We start from the raw sequence: 14279 nt of genomic DNA, 5'->3' as shown, positions 1-14279 counted from the left end.
ACCGGGTACTACGTTGCAGGCTTACAGCGCCGGCACCTGCCATTCGATGGGGGCCATGCCGTTCTGCACCAGGAACTGGTTGCAGCGGCTGAAATGGCCATTGCCGATGAAGCCACGGTGCGCCGACAGCGGCGACGGGTGTGGCGAGCGCAACACCAGATGCTTAGTCGGATCGATCAGGCGCTGCTTGCTCTGCGCATGGCTGCCCCAGAGCAGGAACACCAACTTGGGCTGATGTTCGCTGACCACTTCGATCACCCGGTCGGTGAAGAACTGCCAGCCCTTGCCCGCGTGCGAACCAGCATTGGCGCGCTCGACGGTCAACGAGGTATTGAGCAGCAATACGCCCTGGTCGGCCCAGCTTTGCAGGTAGCCATGCGACGGGATATCGATGTTCAGGTCGCGCTTGAGCTCCTTGTAGATGTTCACCAGCGACGGCGGCGTCTGCACGCCAGGCTGCACCGAGAAACACAGGCCATGGGCCTGACCGGGGCCGTGGTAAGGATCTTGGCCGATGATCACCACCTTCACCTGATCCAGCGGCGTGGAGTTGAGCGCATTGAAGATCAGCGGGCCCGGCGGGTAAATCTCCTTGCCGGCAGCCTTTTCCGCACGCAGGAACTCACGCAGCTCGCTCATGTAAGGCTTGTCGAACTCCTCGCGCAGCGCGTGCTTCCAGCTGGCTTCGAGTTTGATGCGATCTTCGGTCATGCGGTTTTCCTGCTGGCTCAAAACAAGTGCTGGCACGCTAGAGAAGGGTGCCGGGCAAGTCAAGGCGACAGCTCTGCATCGGCTTTCGGCAAAGGCTCTGCTAGGATTTCAGTACGCCGCTGCGGTTCTACGGAAGTCCCCGCCATCATGTCGTTGTCCCCCGAAGCCATTCGCTTCGCCCTGCTCACCCGCTTTCTCAAAGGACAGGCCAAGGTGCCGCAAATGCCGGAAGCGGCCATGCGCATCCGCCAACTGCTGGAAGACCCGCGTACCTCGCTGGAGCAACTGGCACGCGTGATCAACAGCGACCCACCGCTATCGGCCTACCTCATGCAGTTCGCCGAGAGCCCGCTGATTCGCGGCGCCCGTCCGTGCGTCTCGATGCGCGACCTGCTCGCCCGCCTCGGCACCCGCCAGCTCGGCACGCTGGTGCTGGGCTTTGCCGCACGCAATCTGTTCATCAGCCAGGAAAAGGCCTTGCAGCAGGTGTTTCGTCAGCGCTGGCGCAAGGCACGCGAACGGGCAGCGTTCTGCGCCGTGCTGGCACAACGCTGCGATCAATCGCTCGACGACGCCATGCTCGCGGGTCTGTTGCAGGACATCGGCAGCCTGCCGCTATTGGCGGAGCTGGAGCACTGGCCGGACTTTCCGCGTGACGCACAGTCGCTGGATGGTCTTTGCGACTACCTGTCCGGCGATATTGGCGCCCTGGTGCTGACCCGCTGGCAGGTGCCGACCTCACTGATCGAATGCGCCAGGCAACGTAACAAATGGCTGCACGATCACGGCGGCGAAGCCGATCTGACCGATCTGGTACTGCTGGCCAGCGCGCTGCAGATACAACCGGCGAACCTACCCGAGCCACTACCCGCGCAGCGCCGCCTGGGTCTTGAACAACCATTGGCCGACCTGAGCGAGGCGCTGCAGGACGAGCAGCAACTGTGGCTGCGCATGCTGGCCTGAGGGCCTCCGGTTCCCGCCGACGTAGGGTGCGCCGCGCGCACCGTCTTCGAATCGCGCTCCGAGCGGTGCGCATGGCGCACCCTACCCCTGGTGCAACGCCCGGTAGTGACTGGGCGCCATGCCCACCACCTTGCGAAACAGCCGCGAGAAGTAATAGGGGTCGTCGTAGCCCAGTTGCTCGGCCACCTGGCGCACCTCCATATCGCCACGGTCGAGCAGGCGGCAGGCCAGGGCCATCTTCAACTGGATGAAATCCTGGATCGGCGCATGACCGGTCAGCGCACGGTAGGTCTTGGCGAAATGAAAGCGCGACAGTTTGAACTGGGCGGCCAGTTCATCAAGGTTGAGGCTATCGTGCAGATGCTCGCGCATCACCGCCTGCACCGCCTCGATATCCAGCACCCGTCCTGACTTGAGGTTGACCCGTGCCGGCAGCACCGCCAGGGAGCTGAGCATCGCCTGCAAACGGTGCGCGGCATGGATGAAGGGCAAGGCGTTGAGGCTCTGACGCTGCAAGCCCAATAACGCCTCGAAGTCGCCGAGCAATCGGGGTTGCACACCAATGCGCCGCAACGCCTGCGTACCCAGCAGGCCCAGGAAGTCCTCGCTGAGGCTACCGTCGAAGTGCACCCAGTAGATCGTCCAGGGGCTTTTCGCATCGGCGCCATAGGCATGCGCGACGTCCTTGGGCAACAGCAGTAGATCGCCGGCAGCGACCTCGAATCGTCCATCCGCCGTTTCCAGCCAACCCTGGCCGGAGCGGCAATAGATCAATAGATGGTCGTCGGGCTGCGCACGACGCATCTGGTGCTCGACCGCATCCGGATAAAAGCCGATGGCCAATGGATAGCAGCCCATGCTCAGCGGATGGCGAGCCAGCAGGCGACGCAAACGCGGCGGCGTGATGAAGCGCTGCCCGCCAAGTGGCAGCGGCCAATTGGAAGTCTCCACGCGCAAGCCCATGAGCCTTATCCCCTAACACAGTGAATCGAATCACAAGATCGTCCATCCCAAGACCAAGATCGTCAATCCACAAACGGGTAGCGAGTGGCTATAAAGAGCCCATACAAGAACAACAGGAGGTGAGCATGCCCCGTACCCTGCCGCAACTGATCGACGGCCAATGGCAAACCAGCCAGGCGCATGAGCTGATCGAAGTCACCGACCCGGCCACCCAGGAGGTGATCGCCCTCGCTCCCAAGGCCACCGCCGAGGAAATCGAGGCGGCAGTGGCCAGTGCGCAGAAAGCCTTCCTTGCCTGGCGCGAGGTGCCGGTATCGGAACGTGCCCGCCTGATGCTGCGCTACCAGCACCTGCTCAAGGAACATCATGACGAGCTGGCGGAAATCCTCGCCCAGGAAACCGGCAAGACCTTCGCCGACGCCAAGGGCGACGTCTGGCGCGGCATCGAAGTGGCCGAGCACGCCGCCAACATCGCCAGCCTGATGATGGGCGAGACGGTGGAAAACGTTGCCCGCGAGATCGACACCGCCAGCTGGATCCAGCCACTAGGCGTGTGCGTCGGCATCACCCCGTTCAATTTCCCGGCGATGATTCCGCTGTGGATGTTTCCGCTGGCCATCGCCTGCGGCAACACCTTCATCCTCAAGCCGTCGGAGCAGGATCCGCTGACGCCCAATCGCCTGGCCGAGCTGTTCATCGAAGCCGGTGCGCCGGCTGGCGTGTTGCAGGTGCTGCATGGCGGCCGCGAGCAGGTCGATGCGTTGCTGGTGCACCCGGCCGTGCGCGCGGTGTCCTTCGTCGGATCGGTAACGGTGGGCCAGCATGTTTACCGCACCGGCACCCAGCACCTGAAGCGCGTACAGACCTTCGCCGGGGCCAAGAACCATATGGTGATCATGCCGGACGCGCCCAAGGATCAGGTCATCAGCAACCTGCTCGGCGCCAGTTGCGGCGCGGCCGGGCAACGCTGCATGGCGATCAGCGTCGCGGTGTTCGTCGGCGAGTCGAAACAGTGGATCGACGAATTGGCCGAGCAGATGGCCGCACTGCGCCCCGGCCACTGGCAGGACAGTGGTGCCGCCTACGGCCCGCTGATCAGCCAGCAGGCGCGCCAGCGCGTGTTGCGCCTGATCGACGAAGGCAAGGCCGAAGGCGCCGAGTGTCTGCTCGATGGTTCACAGTGCACGGTCGAGGGTTACCCGCATGGCAATTGGGTTGGCCCGACCCTGTTCCGCGGGGTGACGACGAAGATGAGTCTGTACCGCGAGGAAATCTTCGGCCCGGTGCTGGTGTGCATGGAGGTGGACAGCCTGGAAGAGGCCATCGCACTGGTCAACGCCAGCCCCTACGGCAACGGCACCAGCCTGTTCACCCGCTCCGGCGGCGCTGCGCGGCACTTCCAGCATGCGATTGAAGTCGGCCAGGTGGGCATCAACGTACCGATCCCCGTGCCGCTGCCGTTCTTCTCCTTCACCGGCTGGAAAGGCTCGTTCTACGGTGACCTGCACGCCTACGGCAAACAGGCGGTGCGTTTCTATACCGAGACCAAGACGGTCACCAGTCGCTGGTTCGACGACACGCCACTGGAGGCCGGGCCGAACATGACTATCCAGTTGAAATGAGAACGGGATAACCCTTAGACCAATAGACGATCACGCAAGCCAGACAAGCGGCGTAAAACAGTGCCCTGCAGAACAACAATAAAGGAGCACTGCAATGCGCCGACTGACTGCCACCCTGGCCCTGTGGGCCGGGATCACCGCCTGTGCGCAGGCTGCCGAGCCGATCACCCTCGGCCTCAACTACCCGCGCACCGGCCCGTACAAGGAGGAGGGATTGGCGCAAATGCGTGGAGCCCTGCTGGCCATCGATGAAATCAACGCCGCTGGCGGTGTGCTGGGGCGGCCTTTGCGCCTGTCCAGCAAGGACACCGCCTCGCGTCCGGCCAAGGCCGAGAAGAACGTCGACAAGCTGGCTGCCGAGGGCGCTGCGATGCTCTTCGGCGGTGCCTCCAGCGCCGTCGCCATCGCGGCGGGCAAACGCGCCAAGGAGCACGGACTGCTGTATTTCGGCACCCTCACCTACTCCAACGACACCACCGGCAAGGACGGCCACCGCTACATGTTCCGCGAATGCAACAACGCCTGGATGAGCGCCCAGGTACTCGGCCAGTACTTGAGCAAGACCCAGCCGAACAAGCGCTACTTCTATGTCACGGCCGACTACACCTGGGGCCATACCAGCGAGGCGTCGCTGCGCCACGCCACGGCGACCGATGACGTTGGCCAGCATGCCAGCGTGCGCGTGCCCTTCCCCGGCGCCCGCCTGGCCGACTATACCGATGCCCTGACCCAGGCCGCCTCCAGCAATGCCGACATCCTCGCCCTGGTACTGTTCGGCGAAGACCTGGTGCGCGCCATGCGCATCGCCAAGGATCTGGGCCTGACCGAACGCATGCAGATCGTCGCGCCCAACCTGACCCAGAGCATGGTCGAACAGGCCGGCCCGGAGCTGATGCAGGGCGTGGTCGGCACCGAACCCTGGACATGGCGAGTGCCGGCGCTGGAAAAATCGGTGCGCGGCGAAACCTTCGTCCAGGCCTTCAAGAGCCGCTACGAGATGTACCCTTCCAGCTCGGCTGCCTCAGCCTACAGCATCGTCCAGCAATGGGCCGACGCCGCCAAACGTGCCAACAGCCTCGACAGTGAAGCCCTGATCAAGGCGCTGGAAGGCCACCGCTACACCCTGCTGAAAGACGAGCAGCAATGGCGCGCCTTCGATCACCATAACCTGCAGACGGTCTACGCCGTGCGGGTGAAACCGCGTGACGAGGTGCTCAAGGATCCGCTCAAGCAGGACTACTTCGAAATCGTCGACCGCCTCGACGCCAACAGCGCGCTGCCCAGCCTCGCGCAGTGGCAGGCCGAGCGCAGCGCCGGCGGCCACCCCCCGACCTTGCAATGAGATGCCATGGACTTCGAACTCAGTGATGAACAACGCCTGCTCACCGACAGCGCCCGCGCCTTCGCCACGCGGGAACTGGCGCCCCACGCCGCCGACTGGGATCGTGACCACCACTTCCCCGTCGAGGTGATCCGCCGCGCCGCCGAACAGGGCTATCTGGCCCTGTACATCGCCGAAGAGGATGGCGGCCTGGGCCTGTCACGCCTGTCCAGTTCGCTGATCTTCGAACACCTGGCAGCCGGCTGCGTGGCCACCACCGCCTACCTGACCATTCACAACATGGCCACCTGGATGCTCGCCAGCTTCGCCGATCAGGCACTCAAGGACGCCTGGTTGCCGGGGCTAATTTCCGGCCAGTCGCTGGCCTCCTACTGCCTGACCGAACCGGACGCCGGCTCCGATGCGGCCAACCTGCGTACCCGCGCACGCCGTGATGGCGACGACTACGTGATCGACGGCAGCAAGTGCTTCATCTCCGGCGCCGGCAGTACCGACGTGCTGATCGTCATGGCGCGCAGCGGCGAGGACGGTGCCAAGGGCATCTCCTGCTTCCTGGTACCCGCCGACGCCCCCGGCGTGCGCTACGGGCGCAACGAAGACAAGATGGGCTGGAAGGCGCAGCCAACCCGCACCATCACCTTCGAGGGCGTGCGCATTCCCGCCAGCAACCGTATCGGCCCGGAAGGCGAAGGCTTCGTCTATGCCATGAAAGGCCTCGATGGTGGCCGTCTGAATATTGCCAGCTGCTCGCTGGGTGCTGCCCAGGCGGCGCTGGAGCAAAGCCTGCGCTACGTCGAGGAACGCAAGCAGTTCGGCAAGCCACTCAGCCAGTTCCAGGCCCTGCAGTTCAAACTGGCCGACATGCTCACCGACCTCACCGCCAGCCGGCAGATGGTGCGCCTGGCCGCGCACAAACTCGACCATGAGCATGGCGAAGCCAGCCTGTATTGCGCCATGGCCAAGCGCTTCGCCACCGACCACTGCTTCAACGTCTGCAACGAAGCCCTGCAACTGCACGGCGGTTATGGCTATCTGAATGATTACCCGCTGGAACGCTGGGTACGTGACGCCCGCGTGCACCAGATACTGGAAGGCACCAACGAAATCATGCGGGTGATTATCGCCCGCCGCCTGCTGCAACAAGGCGGCATGCTCGATCGCCTGCTGTAGTTTGACTTTTAGTCCCCTCTCCCAGGAATGGGGGAGGGGTGATAATCGACGAGGAATCGTTATGAGCACTGCACTGGAAACCTACAAATCCGGCATCTTCGACCTGACCCACAAGCTCACCGTGGAGAAGCACGGCCACACCGCACTGATCACCATCAACCACCCGCCGGCCAACACCTGGGATCGCGACTCGCTGATCGGCCTCAAGCAGGTGGTCGAACACCTCAACCGTGACGACGAGGTCTACGCCCTGGTGGTGACCGGCCAGGGGCCGAAGTTCTTCAGCGCCGGCGCTGACCTGAACATGTTCGCCGACGGCGACAAGGCCCGTGCCCGCGAAATGGCGCGGCGCTTCGGCGAAGCCTTCGAGACCCTGCGCGACTTCCGTGGCGTGTCCATCGCCGCGATCAACGGCTACGCCATGGGCGGCGGCCTGGAGTGCGCGCTGGCCTGCGACATCCGCATCGCCGAACGCCAGGCGCAAATGGCCCTGCCGGAAGCCGCAGTGGGCCTGTTGCCCTGCGCCGGCGGCACCCAGGCGCTGCCCTGGCTGGTCGGTGAAGGCTGGGCCAAGCGCATGATCCTCTGCGGCGAACGCATCGATGCCGAAACGGCCCTGCGCATCGGCCTGGTCGAGCAGGTGGTGGACACCGGCGAGGCGCGCGGCACCGCCCTGCTGCTGGCTTCCAAGGTGGCGCGACAGAGCCCGGTGGCGGTGCGCACCATCAAACCGCTGATCCAGGGCGCCCGTCAGCGCGGCCCGAACACCTGGCTGCCGGAGGAGCGCGAGCGCTTCGTCGACCTGTTCGACGCCGACGACACCCGCGAAGGCGTCAACGCCTTCCTGGAAAAACGCGATCCGCAGTGGCGCAACAAATAATTCGCGGCTTCGCTCCGCCCGTAGGGTGCGCCGTGCGCACCGAGAGCCCCATGATGAATGTCACCTTCGAAGAACGCCCCAGCCTGCACGGCTACCGCATCGGCATCGCCAGCCTGGATGCCGAGAAAAGCCTCAACGCGTTGTCGTTGCCGATGATCAAGGCGCTCGACGACCGCCTCAAGGCCTGGGCGGATGATGCGGAGATCGCCTGCGTCGTGTTGCGCGGCAATGGCCCCAAGGCCTTCTGCGCCGGCGGCGATGTGGTGCAGCTGGTCAACCAGTGCCGCGAACAGCCAGGCGAAGTGCCGCCCCTGGCGCGGCACTTCTTTGCCGACGAGTACCGTCTGGATCACCGCATCCACACCTATCCAAAACCCTTCATTTGCTGGGCCCACGGCCACGTGCTGGGTGGCGGCATGGGCCTGATGCAGGGCGCTGGTATCCGCGTCGTCACCCCGAGCAGCCGCCTGGGCATGCCGGAGATCAACATCGGCCTGTACCCGGACGTCGGCGGTAGCTGGTTCCTGGCGCGCTTGCCGGGTCGCCTGGGGCTGTTCCTCGGCCTCACCGCAGCCAGCATCAACGCCCGCGATGCCCTGGATCTGAACCTGGCCGACCGCTTTCTGCGCGACGACCAGCAGGACGCCCTGCTAGCCGGCCTGGTGCAACTGAACTGGCGCGAACAACCCGGGGCTCAGTTGCACAGCCTGCTACGGGCACTGGAGAACGAAGCACGGCCGGAGCTACCGAGCGCGCAATGGCTACCTCGCCGCGAACGCATCGACGAGTTGCTCGACGTCGCCGACCTGCCGGCTGCCGTATCTGCCATCAGCGCACTGCAACAGGACGACGACGCCCTGCTCGCCCGCGCCGCCAAGACCTTGGCCCATGGCTGCCCGCTGACCGCGCACCTGGTCTGGGAGCAGATCCGCCGTGCCCGCCAGCTGTCGCTGGCCGAGGTGCTGCGCATGGAATACGCCATGAGCCTGAATTGCTGTCGCCACCCGGAATTTCCCGAAGGCGTGCGTGCGCGCCTGATCGACAAGGATCAGACACCGCATTGGCACTGGCCGGACGTGGCCGCGATCTCTCCAGCCGTGGTCGAAGCGCATTTCGCCCCGGTCTGGGATGGAGAACATCCGCTGGCGGATTTGTAGCACGCTCAGCGTGCCGGAACGCTCGGTGCGCATGGCGCACCCTACGTGTAGACGCATAAGGACAGGCACGACACTTACCCAAGGAATAGCCGCATGGCCAATACGCAGCAGCAAAAAGCCCTGGCTTTCCAGGCCCTGCACCAACGTGAACAACTGCTGGTGCTGCCCAACCCCTGGGATGCCGGCTCGGCGAAGATCCTCGCGGCGCTCGGCTTCGAGGCACTGGCCACCACCAGTGCCGGCCTGGCCTTCAGCCTCGGGCGCGCCGATGGCGAAGGCCTGATCAGTCGCGAGGACACCCTGTCCAACGCCCGCGCCATCGTCGAGGCCACGCCTTTGCCGGTCGCGGCCGATCTGGAAAACGGCTTTGCCGATGAGCCCCAAGGCTGCGCCGATACACTGCTGCAGGCCGCGGCCTGCGGCTTGGTGGGTGGCTCCATCGAAGATGCCAGCGGCAAGCCAGAGGTGCCCATCTATCCATTGGAGCTGGCCGTCGAACGTATCCGCGCCTCGGTGGCGGCCGTACGTAGCCTGCCCTTCTCCTTCACCCTCTGCGCCCGTGCGGAAAACTTCCTGCACGGTCGTGAAGACCTGGCCGACACCCTGCGCCGCCTGGAAGCCTATGCCGACGCCGGCGCTGATGTGCTCTACGCCCCCGGCCTGACCACTCGCGCACAGATCGATGCCGTGGTACGGGCCGTTGCACCCAGGCCTGTCAATGTCCTGCTCGGGCTGTCGAGCAGTGCACTGACATTCGATGACCTAGCCACGCTGGGCGTGCGCCGGGTCAGCGTCGGCTCCAGCCTGGCGCGCGTGGCGTTTGGCGGCTTTCTGCAGGCCGCACGCGGTCTGCGCCAGGGCGACACAGGTTTTGCCAGGAACGCTGCCCCCTTCGCCGAACTCAACGAGCTGTTCAAAGCCGGGCAATGACACTCAAAACAAGAAAAGGAGATGCCGCATGACCCAGATCGCCTTTATCGGCCTTGGCCACATGGGCCTGCCCATGGCCCGCAACCTGCTCAAGGCAGGCTACCCGCTGAAAGTCTTCGATTTGGTGCGCAGCGCCGTCGACACCCTGGCTGGCGAGGGCGCCCTGACAGCCGATAGTGCCGCCGACGCCATCGATCAGGCCCAGGTAGTGATCAGCATGCTTCCCGCCAGCCGCCACGTAGAAAACCTGTATCTGGGCGACGAAGGGCTGCTCAACCGGATGCCGGCCGGCACGCTGGTGATCGAATGCTCGACCATCGCCCCGGAGTCTGCACGCAAGGTGCACGCCGCCGCTCGCGAACGTGGCATCGCCCTGCTCGATGCGCCCGTTTCCGGCGGCACCGGCGGGGCGGCAGCCGGCACCCTGACCTTCATGGTTGGCGGTGAGGCCCAGGCGCTGGAAAAAGCCCGACCACTGCTCGCCGCCATGGGCAAGAACATCTTCCACGCCGGCCCGGATGGCGCTGGCCAGGTGGCCAAGGTATGCAACAACCAGGTGCTCGCCGTGCAGATGATCGCCACCGCCGAGGCCATGGCCATGGGCGTGGCCAACGGCCTGGAGCCGGCCGTACTGGCGGAGATCATGCGGCAGAGTTCGGGCGGCAACTGGACGCTGGAGAAGTACAACCCCTGGCCCGGCGTGATGGAGAACGCCCCCGCGTCGAAGGGCTACAGCGGCGGCTTCATGGCCGAGCTGATGGCCAAGGATCTCGGCCTGGCTCAGGAAACCGCCAGCCACAACGGCAACAGCGCACCGATGGGCGCCCTGGCGCTGCAGCTCTATCGCCTGCTGCTCAAACAGGGCAAGGGCAAGCAGGACTTCTCGGTGGTGCAACAGCTGTTCATCTGAGCGAGGTGGCGCGCTGGAAACGCGCCATCATCGCCTAATCAACGCTCGCGCAAGGCCTCGGCGCGGGCGCGGATGATCGGTTTGAGCAGGTAGCTGAGGATGCTCTTCTTGCCGGTCATGATATCCACCGAGGCGACCATGCCGGGGATGATCAACAGCGGATTCTCGTCACTGCCCAGATGACTTTGGCGGGTACGCAACTTGATCAGGTAAAAGCTGTTGCCGTCTTCGTCGGTGACCGTATCGGCGCCGATCTGTTCGAGGTCAGCTTCCAGGCCGCCATAGATGGTGAAGTCATAGGCAGTGAACTTGACCATGGCCTTCTGCCCGGGATGGAGGAAGGCGATGTCCTGCGGGCGGATGCGTGCTTCCACCAGCAAGGTATCGTCCAGCGGCACGATTTCCACCAGATCGCTGCCCGGCTGGATCACCCCGCCGATGGTGTTGACCAGCAACTGCTTGACGATGCCCCGTACCGGCGACGTGACCAGTGTACGCTTGACCCGATCCTCCAGTGCCTTGCCGGTGGCATTGGCCTTGCTCAGCTCGGTGCGTGCCTCGTTCAACTGCCCGAGCGCCTCGCTACGGAAACGCGAGCGAGTTTCGGCAATCTTGTTCTCCGCCTCCTTGATCGCCGACTCCGCACGGGGAATGGCCAGTGACGTGGCATCCAGCTGACCGCGCGTCTCCACTTCGGCACGGCGCAGGCGCAACACCTCCACCCGCGAGATTGCGCCTTCGGCCACCAGCGGCTCGGAAATGCCGATCTCCTGACGCAGCAGTTGCAGGCTGTTGCGGAACTGCGCCTGTTTGGAAATGAACTCCTGCAGCTCCTGACGGCGCTGCACCATCTGTTGCTCCAGGCCGCCCAGCTCATCGTTCAGCTGTTGGCGACGACTGAGGAACAGCGCCTCCTCGCTGGCGGCCTGCTCGGGGGCCAGCGCACGCAGTTCATCAGGGATCATCAACGGGCGATCATCGACCTCGGCGCTCAGGCGCTCCACGCGCAGTTGCATCGCAGTGCGATCCGCCTCGGTCTCGCCGACGTTGGACTCGAAGCGCGTGGGGTCAAGGCGCAGCAGCGGCGCGCCCACCTCCACGACTTGCCCTTCATGGATGAACAGCTCGGAAATGATGCCGCCTTCGAGGTTCTGCACCTTCTGCAGCTTGGACGAAGGAATCGCCTTGCCCTCGCCGCGCGTCACCTCGTCGATCTCCGCGAAGTGCGCCCAGAAACCGAGGAAGATGACGAATCCCAGCAACGTCCAGATGGTCAGGCGCACCACACGCGGGGCGTCCTCCACCAGCGCCTTGTCGACTTCAGGTAGTGGCTCGCCGGACAACTGCTCGCCACCCTGAAAGTACTGACGCAACATCGCAAATGCCTTAAGCGACACTGATCTGCCCCTTTTTCAGTGCTTCCATGACCGACTCCTTGGGCCCATCGGCGATGATCCGGCCACGGTCGATGATCAACAAACGGTCGACCAGCGACAACATGGACGCGCGGTGTGTCACCAGCAGCAGCGTCTTGTTGGCGAGCACCGCGCCGATCCGCTCCTTCAGGCGTTCTTCACCTGGGTTGTCCATGGAACTGGTGGGTTCATCGAGCAGCAGGATAGGCGGATCGAGCAGCAATGCACGCGCCAGCGCGACGTTCTGCCGCTGACCACCGGAGAGGTTCTGCCCACGCTCGCCGACCTGCAGTTCATAACCCTGCGGGTGCAGGCGCGCGAACTCGTGAACCCCGGCCAGCTCCGAAGCCTGCAGCACCAGTTCGTCCTCGACATAGCGCGCGCCAGCCATCAGGTTGTCACGCAGGGTACCGCTGAACAGCTGGATATCCTGCGGCACGTAGCCAACGTTGTGGCGCAGTTCGCTGACATCCAGCTGGCGGATGTCGGTGCCGTCCACCAGCAGGCTGCCCGAGTCGGCCTGGTACAACCCGACGATGAGCTTGGCCAGCGAACTCTTGCCGGAACCGCTGCGACCGATGATGCCGATCTTCTCGCCCGGCCGGACGATCAGGTTGATCTCGCTGAGCGCCGGGGTCTGCTGATGCGGGTAGGTGAAGCTGACCTGACGCAACTCCAGACTGCCTTGCAACTTGGAACGCACCAGTGGTTGCTCGCCCTCGTGACGCTCCTGCGGCAGATCCATCATCTGATCCACATTGATCATGGTCAGGCGCGCCTGCTGATAGCGGGTGAACAGGCCAGACAGCTGACTCAAAGGGCCAAGGGCACGCCCGTTGAGCATGTAGCAGGCGATCAGACCACCCATGCTGAGGTTGCCGGCCATGATCAGGTAAACACCGGCGACGATCATGATCACACCTGCCAGTTGCTGGATCAGCATGGTCAGGTTCATCGCCAGGCTCGACAGCATCTTCACCCGCAGCTCCAGGCGCCCCAGGGTGCCGATGGTCTGCTCCCACAGGTACTGGCGGTCGCTTTCGGCATTGTTGACCTTCACCGCATCGAGGCCGGCCAGAGTCTCGATCAGGCTGGACTGCCGTTCGGCGGCCAGGGCCATGGTGCGATCCATGGTCGCCACCAGCGGTTTCTGCAACAGCCAGCTGATGCCCATGGCCAGGGGGAAGGCCAGCAGCGGAATCCACACCAGGTGCCCACCGAGCAGACCGATCACCAACAGGATCAGCAGGGTGAACGGCAGGTCGATGACGCTGGTCAGGGTCAGCGAGGCGAGGAAATCGCGCAGCGTCTGAAACTCGTGGATGTTCTGGGCGAAGCTGCCGACGCGCTGAGGGCGGAACTTCATGGCCATGCCGACGATGCGCTCGAACAGCGTGGCGGAGATGATCAGGTCGGTCTTCTTGCCCGCCAGGTCGAGGCACAGGCCGCGCATGGTCTTGAGCAGCAGGTCGAAGATGTAGGCGCCGGAAATACCGATGGCCAGTACCCAGAGCGTGGCCGCGGCCTGGTTGGGCACCACTCGGTCATAGACGTTCATCACGAACAATGGCGCACCGAGGCCGATCAGGTTGATCAGCAGGCTGGCCGCCACGGCATCCATGTAGAGCCAGCGCGAACGCTTGAGGGTGTCGCGAAACCAGGACTGAGTACGCGGAATCAGGCTGCCCTGATCCAGATCGTATTTATGCTGGGGCTGAGCGAAGAACACCTGGCCACTGAAGTCTTCTTGCAACAGGTCGCGAGCGACCTTCACTTCACCGCCATCGCTTTCGCTGAGCAGCAAGCGCGCTTCGCCTTGCTCGCTCCAGCCCAGCAGCACCGCGCAACGCCCTTCCTTGAGCAACAATAAAGCCGGAAGCGCGATTTTGGGGATCTGCTCGAGGCTTCTGCGCAGCAAACGCCCCTGCAACCCCGCGCGGGCGGCAGCTCGGGGCAGCAGCTCTGCAGTCAGGCGCTGCTTGGGCAGCGGCAAACCACTGGTGAGCATGGCCCGATTGGCCGGTTTACGGTGCAGGACGCAGAGAGAAAGGAGCGAATCCAACAGCGGATCATCGTGCTGCCCGCGCGGATCGGAGTTGCTTTCAACACGACTGGCTTGTGGATCCACACCAGGACTCTCTTCAGTGATTCTTCGGATACATCTTCATGTCCCAAAAGCGGGAATGCCCGCAAAGGATAGACGCATCCTCAGCGGG

Annotated in this window: 12 protein-coding genes; 8 read left to right on the top strand and 4 right to left on the bottom strand. The window is 64.2% G+C overall.

The window, feature by feature from the left end; all coding sequences use genetic code 11:
- Positions 1–21: 21 nt before the first annotated feature.
- Complete coding sequence (gene ung, locus HS968_RS08055) at positions 22–711, bottom strand: uracil-DNA glycosylase (RefSeq protein WP_182370906.1); 690 nt, start codon at positions 709–711, stop codon at positions 22–24.
- A 147-nt stretch (positions 712–858) separates the two neighbouring features.
- On the opposite strand from ung, the gene HS968_RS08050 reads away from it, so the two are divergent.
- On the top strand, positions 859–1674 hold the full coding sequence (locus HS968_RS08050) for an HDOD domain-containing protein (RefSeq protein WP_119693644.1): 816 nt from the start codon (positions 859–861) through the stop codon (positions 1672–1674).
- A gap of 81 nt (positions 1675–1755) precedes the next feature.
- Here the strand turns inward: HS968_RS08050 and HS968_RS08045 are convergent, their stop codons facing one another.
- Positions 1756–2637, bottom strand: coding sequence for an AraC family transcriptional regulator (locus HS968_RS08045; protein WP_182370905.1), 882 nt, complete (start codon positions 2635–2637; stop codon positions 1756–1758).
- Between the two features lie 125 nt (positions 2638–2762).
- Between HS968_RS08045 and HS968_RS08040 the strand changes: the two genes are divergently transcribed.
- From HS968_RS08040 to mmsB, 7 genes are all read left to right on the top strand, one after another.
- Positions 2763–4259, top strand: coding sequence for a CoA-acylating methylmalonate-semialdehyde dehydrogenase (locus HS968_RS08040; RefSeq protein WP_182370904.1), 1497 nt, complete (start codon positions 2763–2765; stop codon positions 4257–4259).
- Between the two features lie 94 nt (positions 4260–4353).
- On the top strand, positions 4354–5601 hold the full coding sequence (locus HS968_RS08035) for an ABC transporter substrate-binding protein (RefSeq protein WP_182370903.1): 1248 nt from the start codon (positions 4354–4356) through the stop codon (positions 5599–5601).
- Positions 5602–5607: 6 nt separating this feature from the next.
- Positions 5608–6771 (top strand): acyl-CoA dehydrogenase family protein, encoded by a 1164-nt coding sequence (locus tag HS968_RS08030; protein WP_182370902.1) that lies wholly within the window; start codon positions 5608–5610, stop codon positions 6769–6771.
- Between the two features lie 61 nt (positions 6772–6832).
- Positions 6833–7651, top strand: a complete 819-nt coding sequence (locus HS968_RS08025) for an enoyl-CoA hydratase (protein WP_119693639.1) — start codon at positions 6833–6835, stop codon at positions 7649–7651.
- 53 nt (positions 7652–7704) lie between these two features.
- The gene (locus tag HS968_RS08020) at positions 7705–8808 is read left to right on the top strand and encodes an enoyl-CoA hydratase/isomerase family protein (protein ID WP_182371587.1); all 1104 of its coding nucleotides are present in this window, start codon (positions 7705–7707) and stop codon (positions 8806–8808) included.
- A 93-nt stretch (positions 8809–8901) separates the two neighbouring features.
- Positions 8902–9738, top strand: a complete 837-nt coding sequence (locus tag HS968_RS08015) for an isocitrate lyase/PEP mutase family protein (protein ID WP_182370901.1) — start codon at positions 8902–8904, stop codon at positions 9736–9738.
- A 28-nt stretch (positions 9739–9766) separates the two neighbouring features.
- Positions 9767–10648, top strand: coding sequence for a 3-hydroxyisobutyrate dehydrogenase (gene mmsB / locus HS968_RS08010; protein ID WP_182370900.1), 882 nt, complete (start codon positions 9767–9769; stop codon positions 10646–10648).
- A 38-nt stretch (positions 10649–10686) separates the two neighbouring features.
- On the opposite strand, the gene HS968_RS08005 is transcribed toward mmsB, so the two are convergent.
- Positions 10687–12024 carry an HlyD family type I secretion periplasmic adaptor subunit gene (locus HS968_RS08005; RefSeq protein WP_119693636.1) on the bottom strand — a complete coding sequence of 446 codons (1338 nt, stop codon included), beginning with the start codon at positions 12022–12024 and terminating at the stop codon, positions 10687–10689.
- Positions 12025–12034: 10 nt separating this feature from the next.
- Positions 12035–14191 (bottom strand): type I secretion system permease/ATPase, encoded by a 2157-nt coding sequence (locus tag HS968_RS08000; protein ID WP_119693635.1) that lies wholly within the window; start codon positions 14189–14191, stop codon positions 12035–12037.
- Positions 14192–14279 lie beyond the last annotated feature (88 nt).

The sequence above is a fragment of the Pseudomonas berkeleyensis genome (assembly GCF_014109765.1).
GTDB lineage: Bacteria > Pseudomonadota > Gammaproteobacteria > Pseudomonadales > Pseudomonadaceae > Aquipseudomonas > Aquipseudomonas berkeleyensis.
The sequence above is the reverse complement of the archived record's forward strand: the minus strand, read 5'-3'. Positions and strand labels throughout refer to the sequence as shown.

Bases quoted from the DNA above. Each gene is read 5' to 3' on its own strand.
- HS968_RS08015 (WP_182370901.1), top strand. From the start codon at position 8,902: ATGGCCAATACGCAGCAGCAAAAAGCCCTGGCTTTCCAGGCCCTGCAC.
- HS968_RS08035 (WP_182370903.1), top strand. From the start codon at position 4,354: ATGCGCCGACTGACTGCCACCCTGGCCCTGTGGGCCGGGATCACCGCC.
- HS968_RS08045 (WP_182370905.1), bottom strand. From the start codon at position 2,637: ATGGGCTTGCGCGTGGAGACTTCCAATTGGCCGCTGCCACTTGGCGGG.
- HS968_RS08050 (WP_119693644.1), top strand. From the start codon at position 859: ATGTCGTTGTCCCCCGAAGCCATTCGCTTCGCCCTGCTCACCCGCTTT.
- ung (WP_182370906.1), bottom strand. From the start codon at position 711: ATGACCGAAGATCGCATCAAACTCGAAGCCAGCTGGAAGCACGCGCTG.
- mmsB (WP_182370900.1), top strand. From the start codon at position 9,767: ATGACCCAGATCGCCTTTATCGGCCTTGGCCACATGGGCCTGCCCATG.
- HS968_RS08025 (WP_119693639.1), top strand. From the start codon at position 6,833: ATGAGCACTGCACTGGAAACCTACAAATCCGGCATCTTCGACCTGACC.
- HS968_RS08040 (WP_182370904.1), top strand. From the start codon at position 2,763: ATGCCCCGTACCCTGCCGCAACTGATCGACGGCCAATGGCAAACCAGC.
- HS968_RS08030 (WP_182370902.1), top strand. From the start codon at position 5,608: ATGGACTTCGAACTCAGTGATGAACAACGCCTGCTCACCGACAGCGCC.
- HS968_RS08005 (WP_119693636.1), bottom strand. From the start codon at position 12,024: ATGTTGCGTCAGTACTTTCAGGGTGGCGAGCAGTTGTCCGGCGAGCCA.
- HS968_RS08020 (WP_182371587.1), top strand. From the start codon at position 7,705: ATGAATGTCACCTTCGAAGAACGCCCCAGCCTGCACGGCTACCGCATC.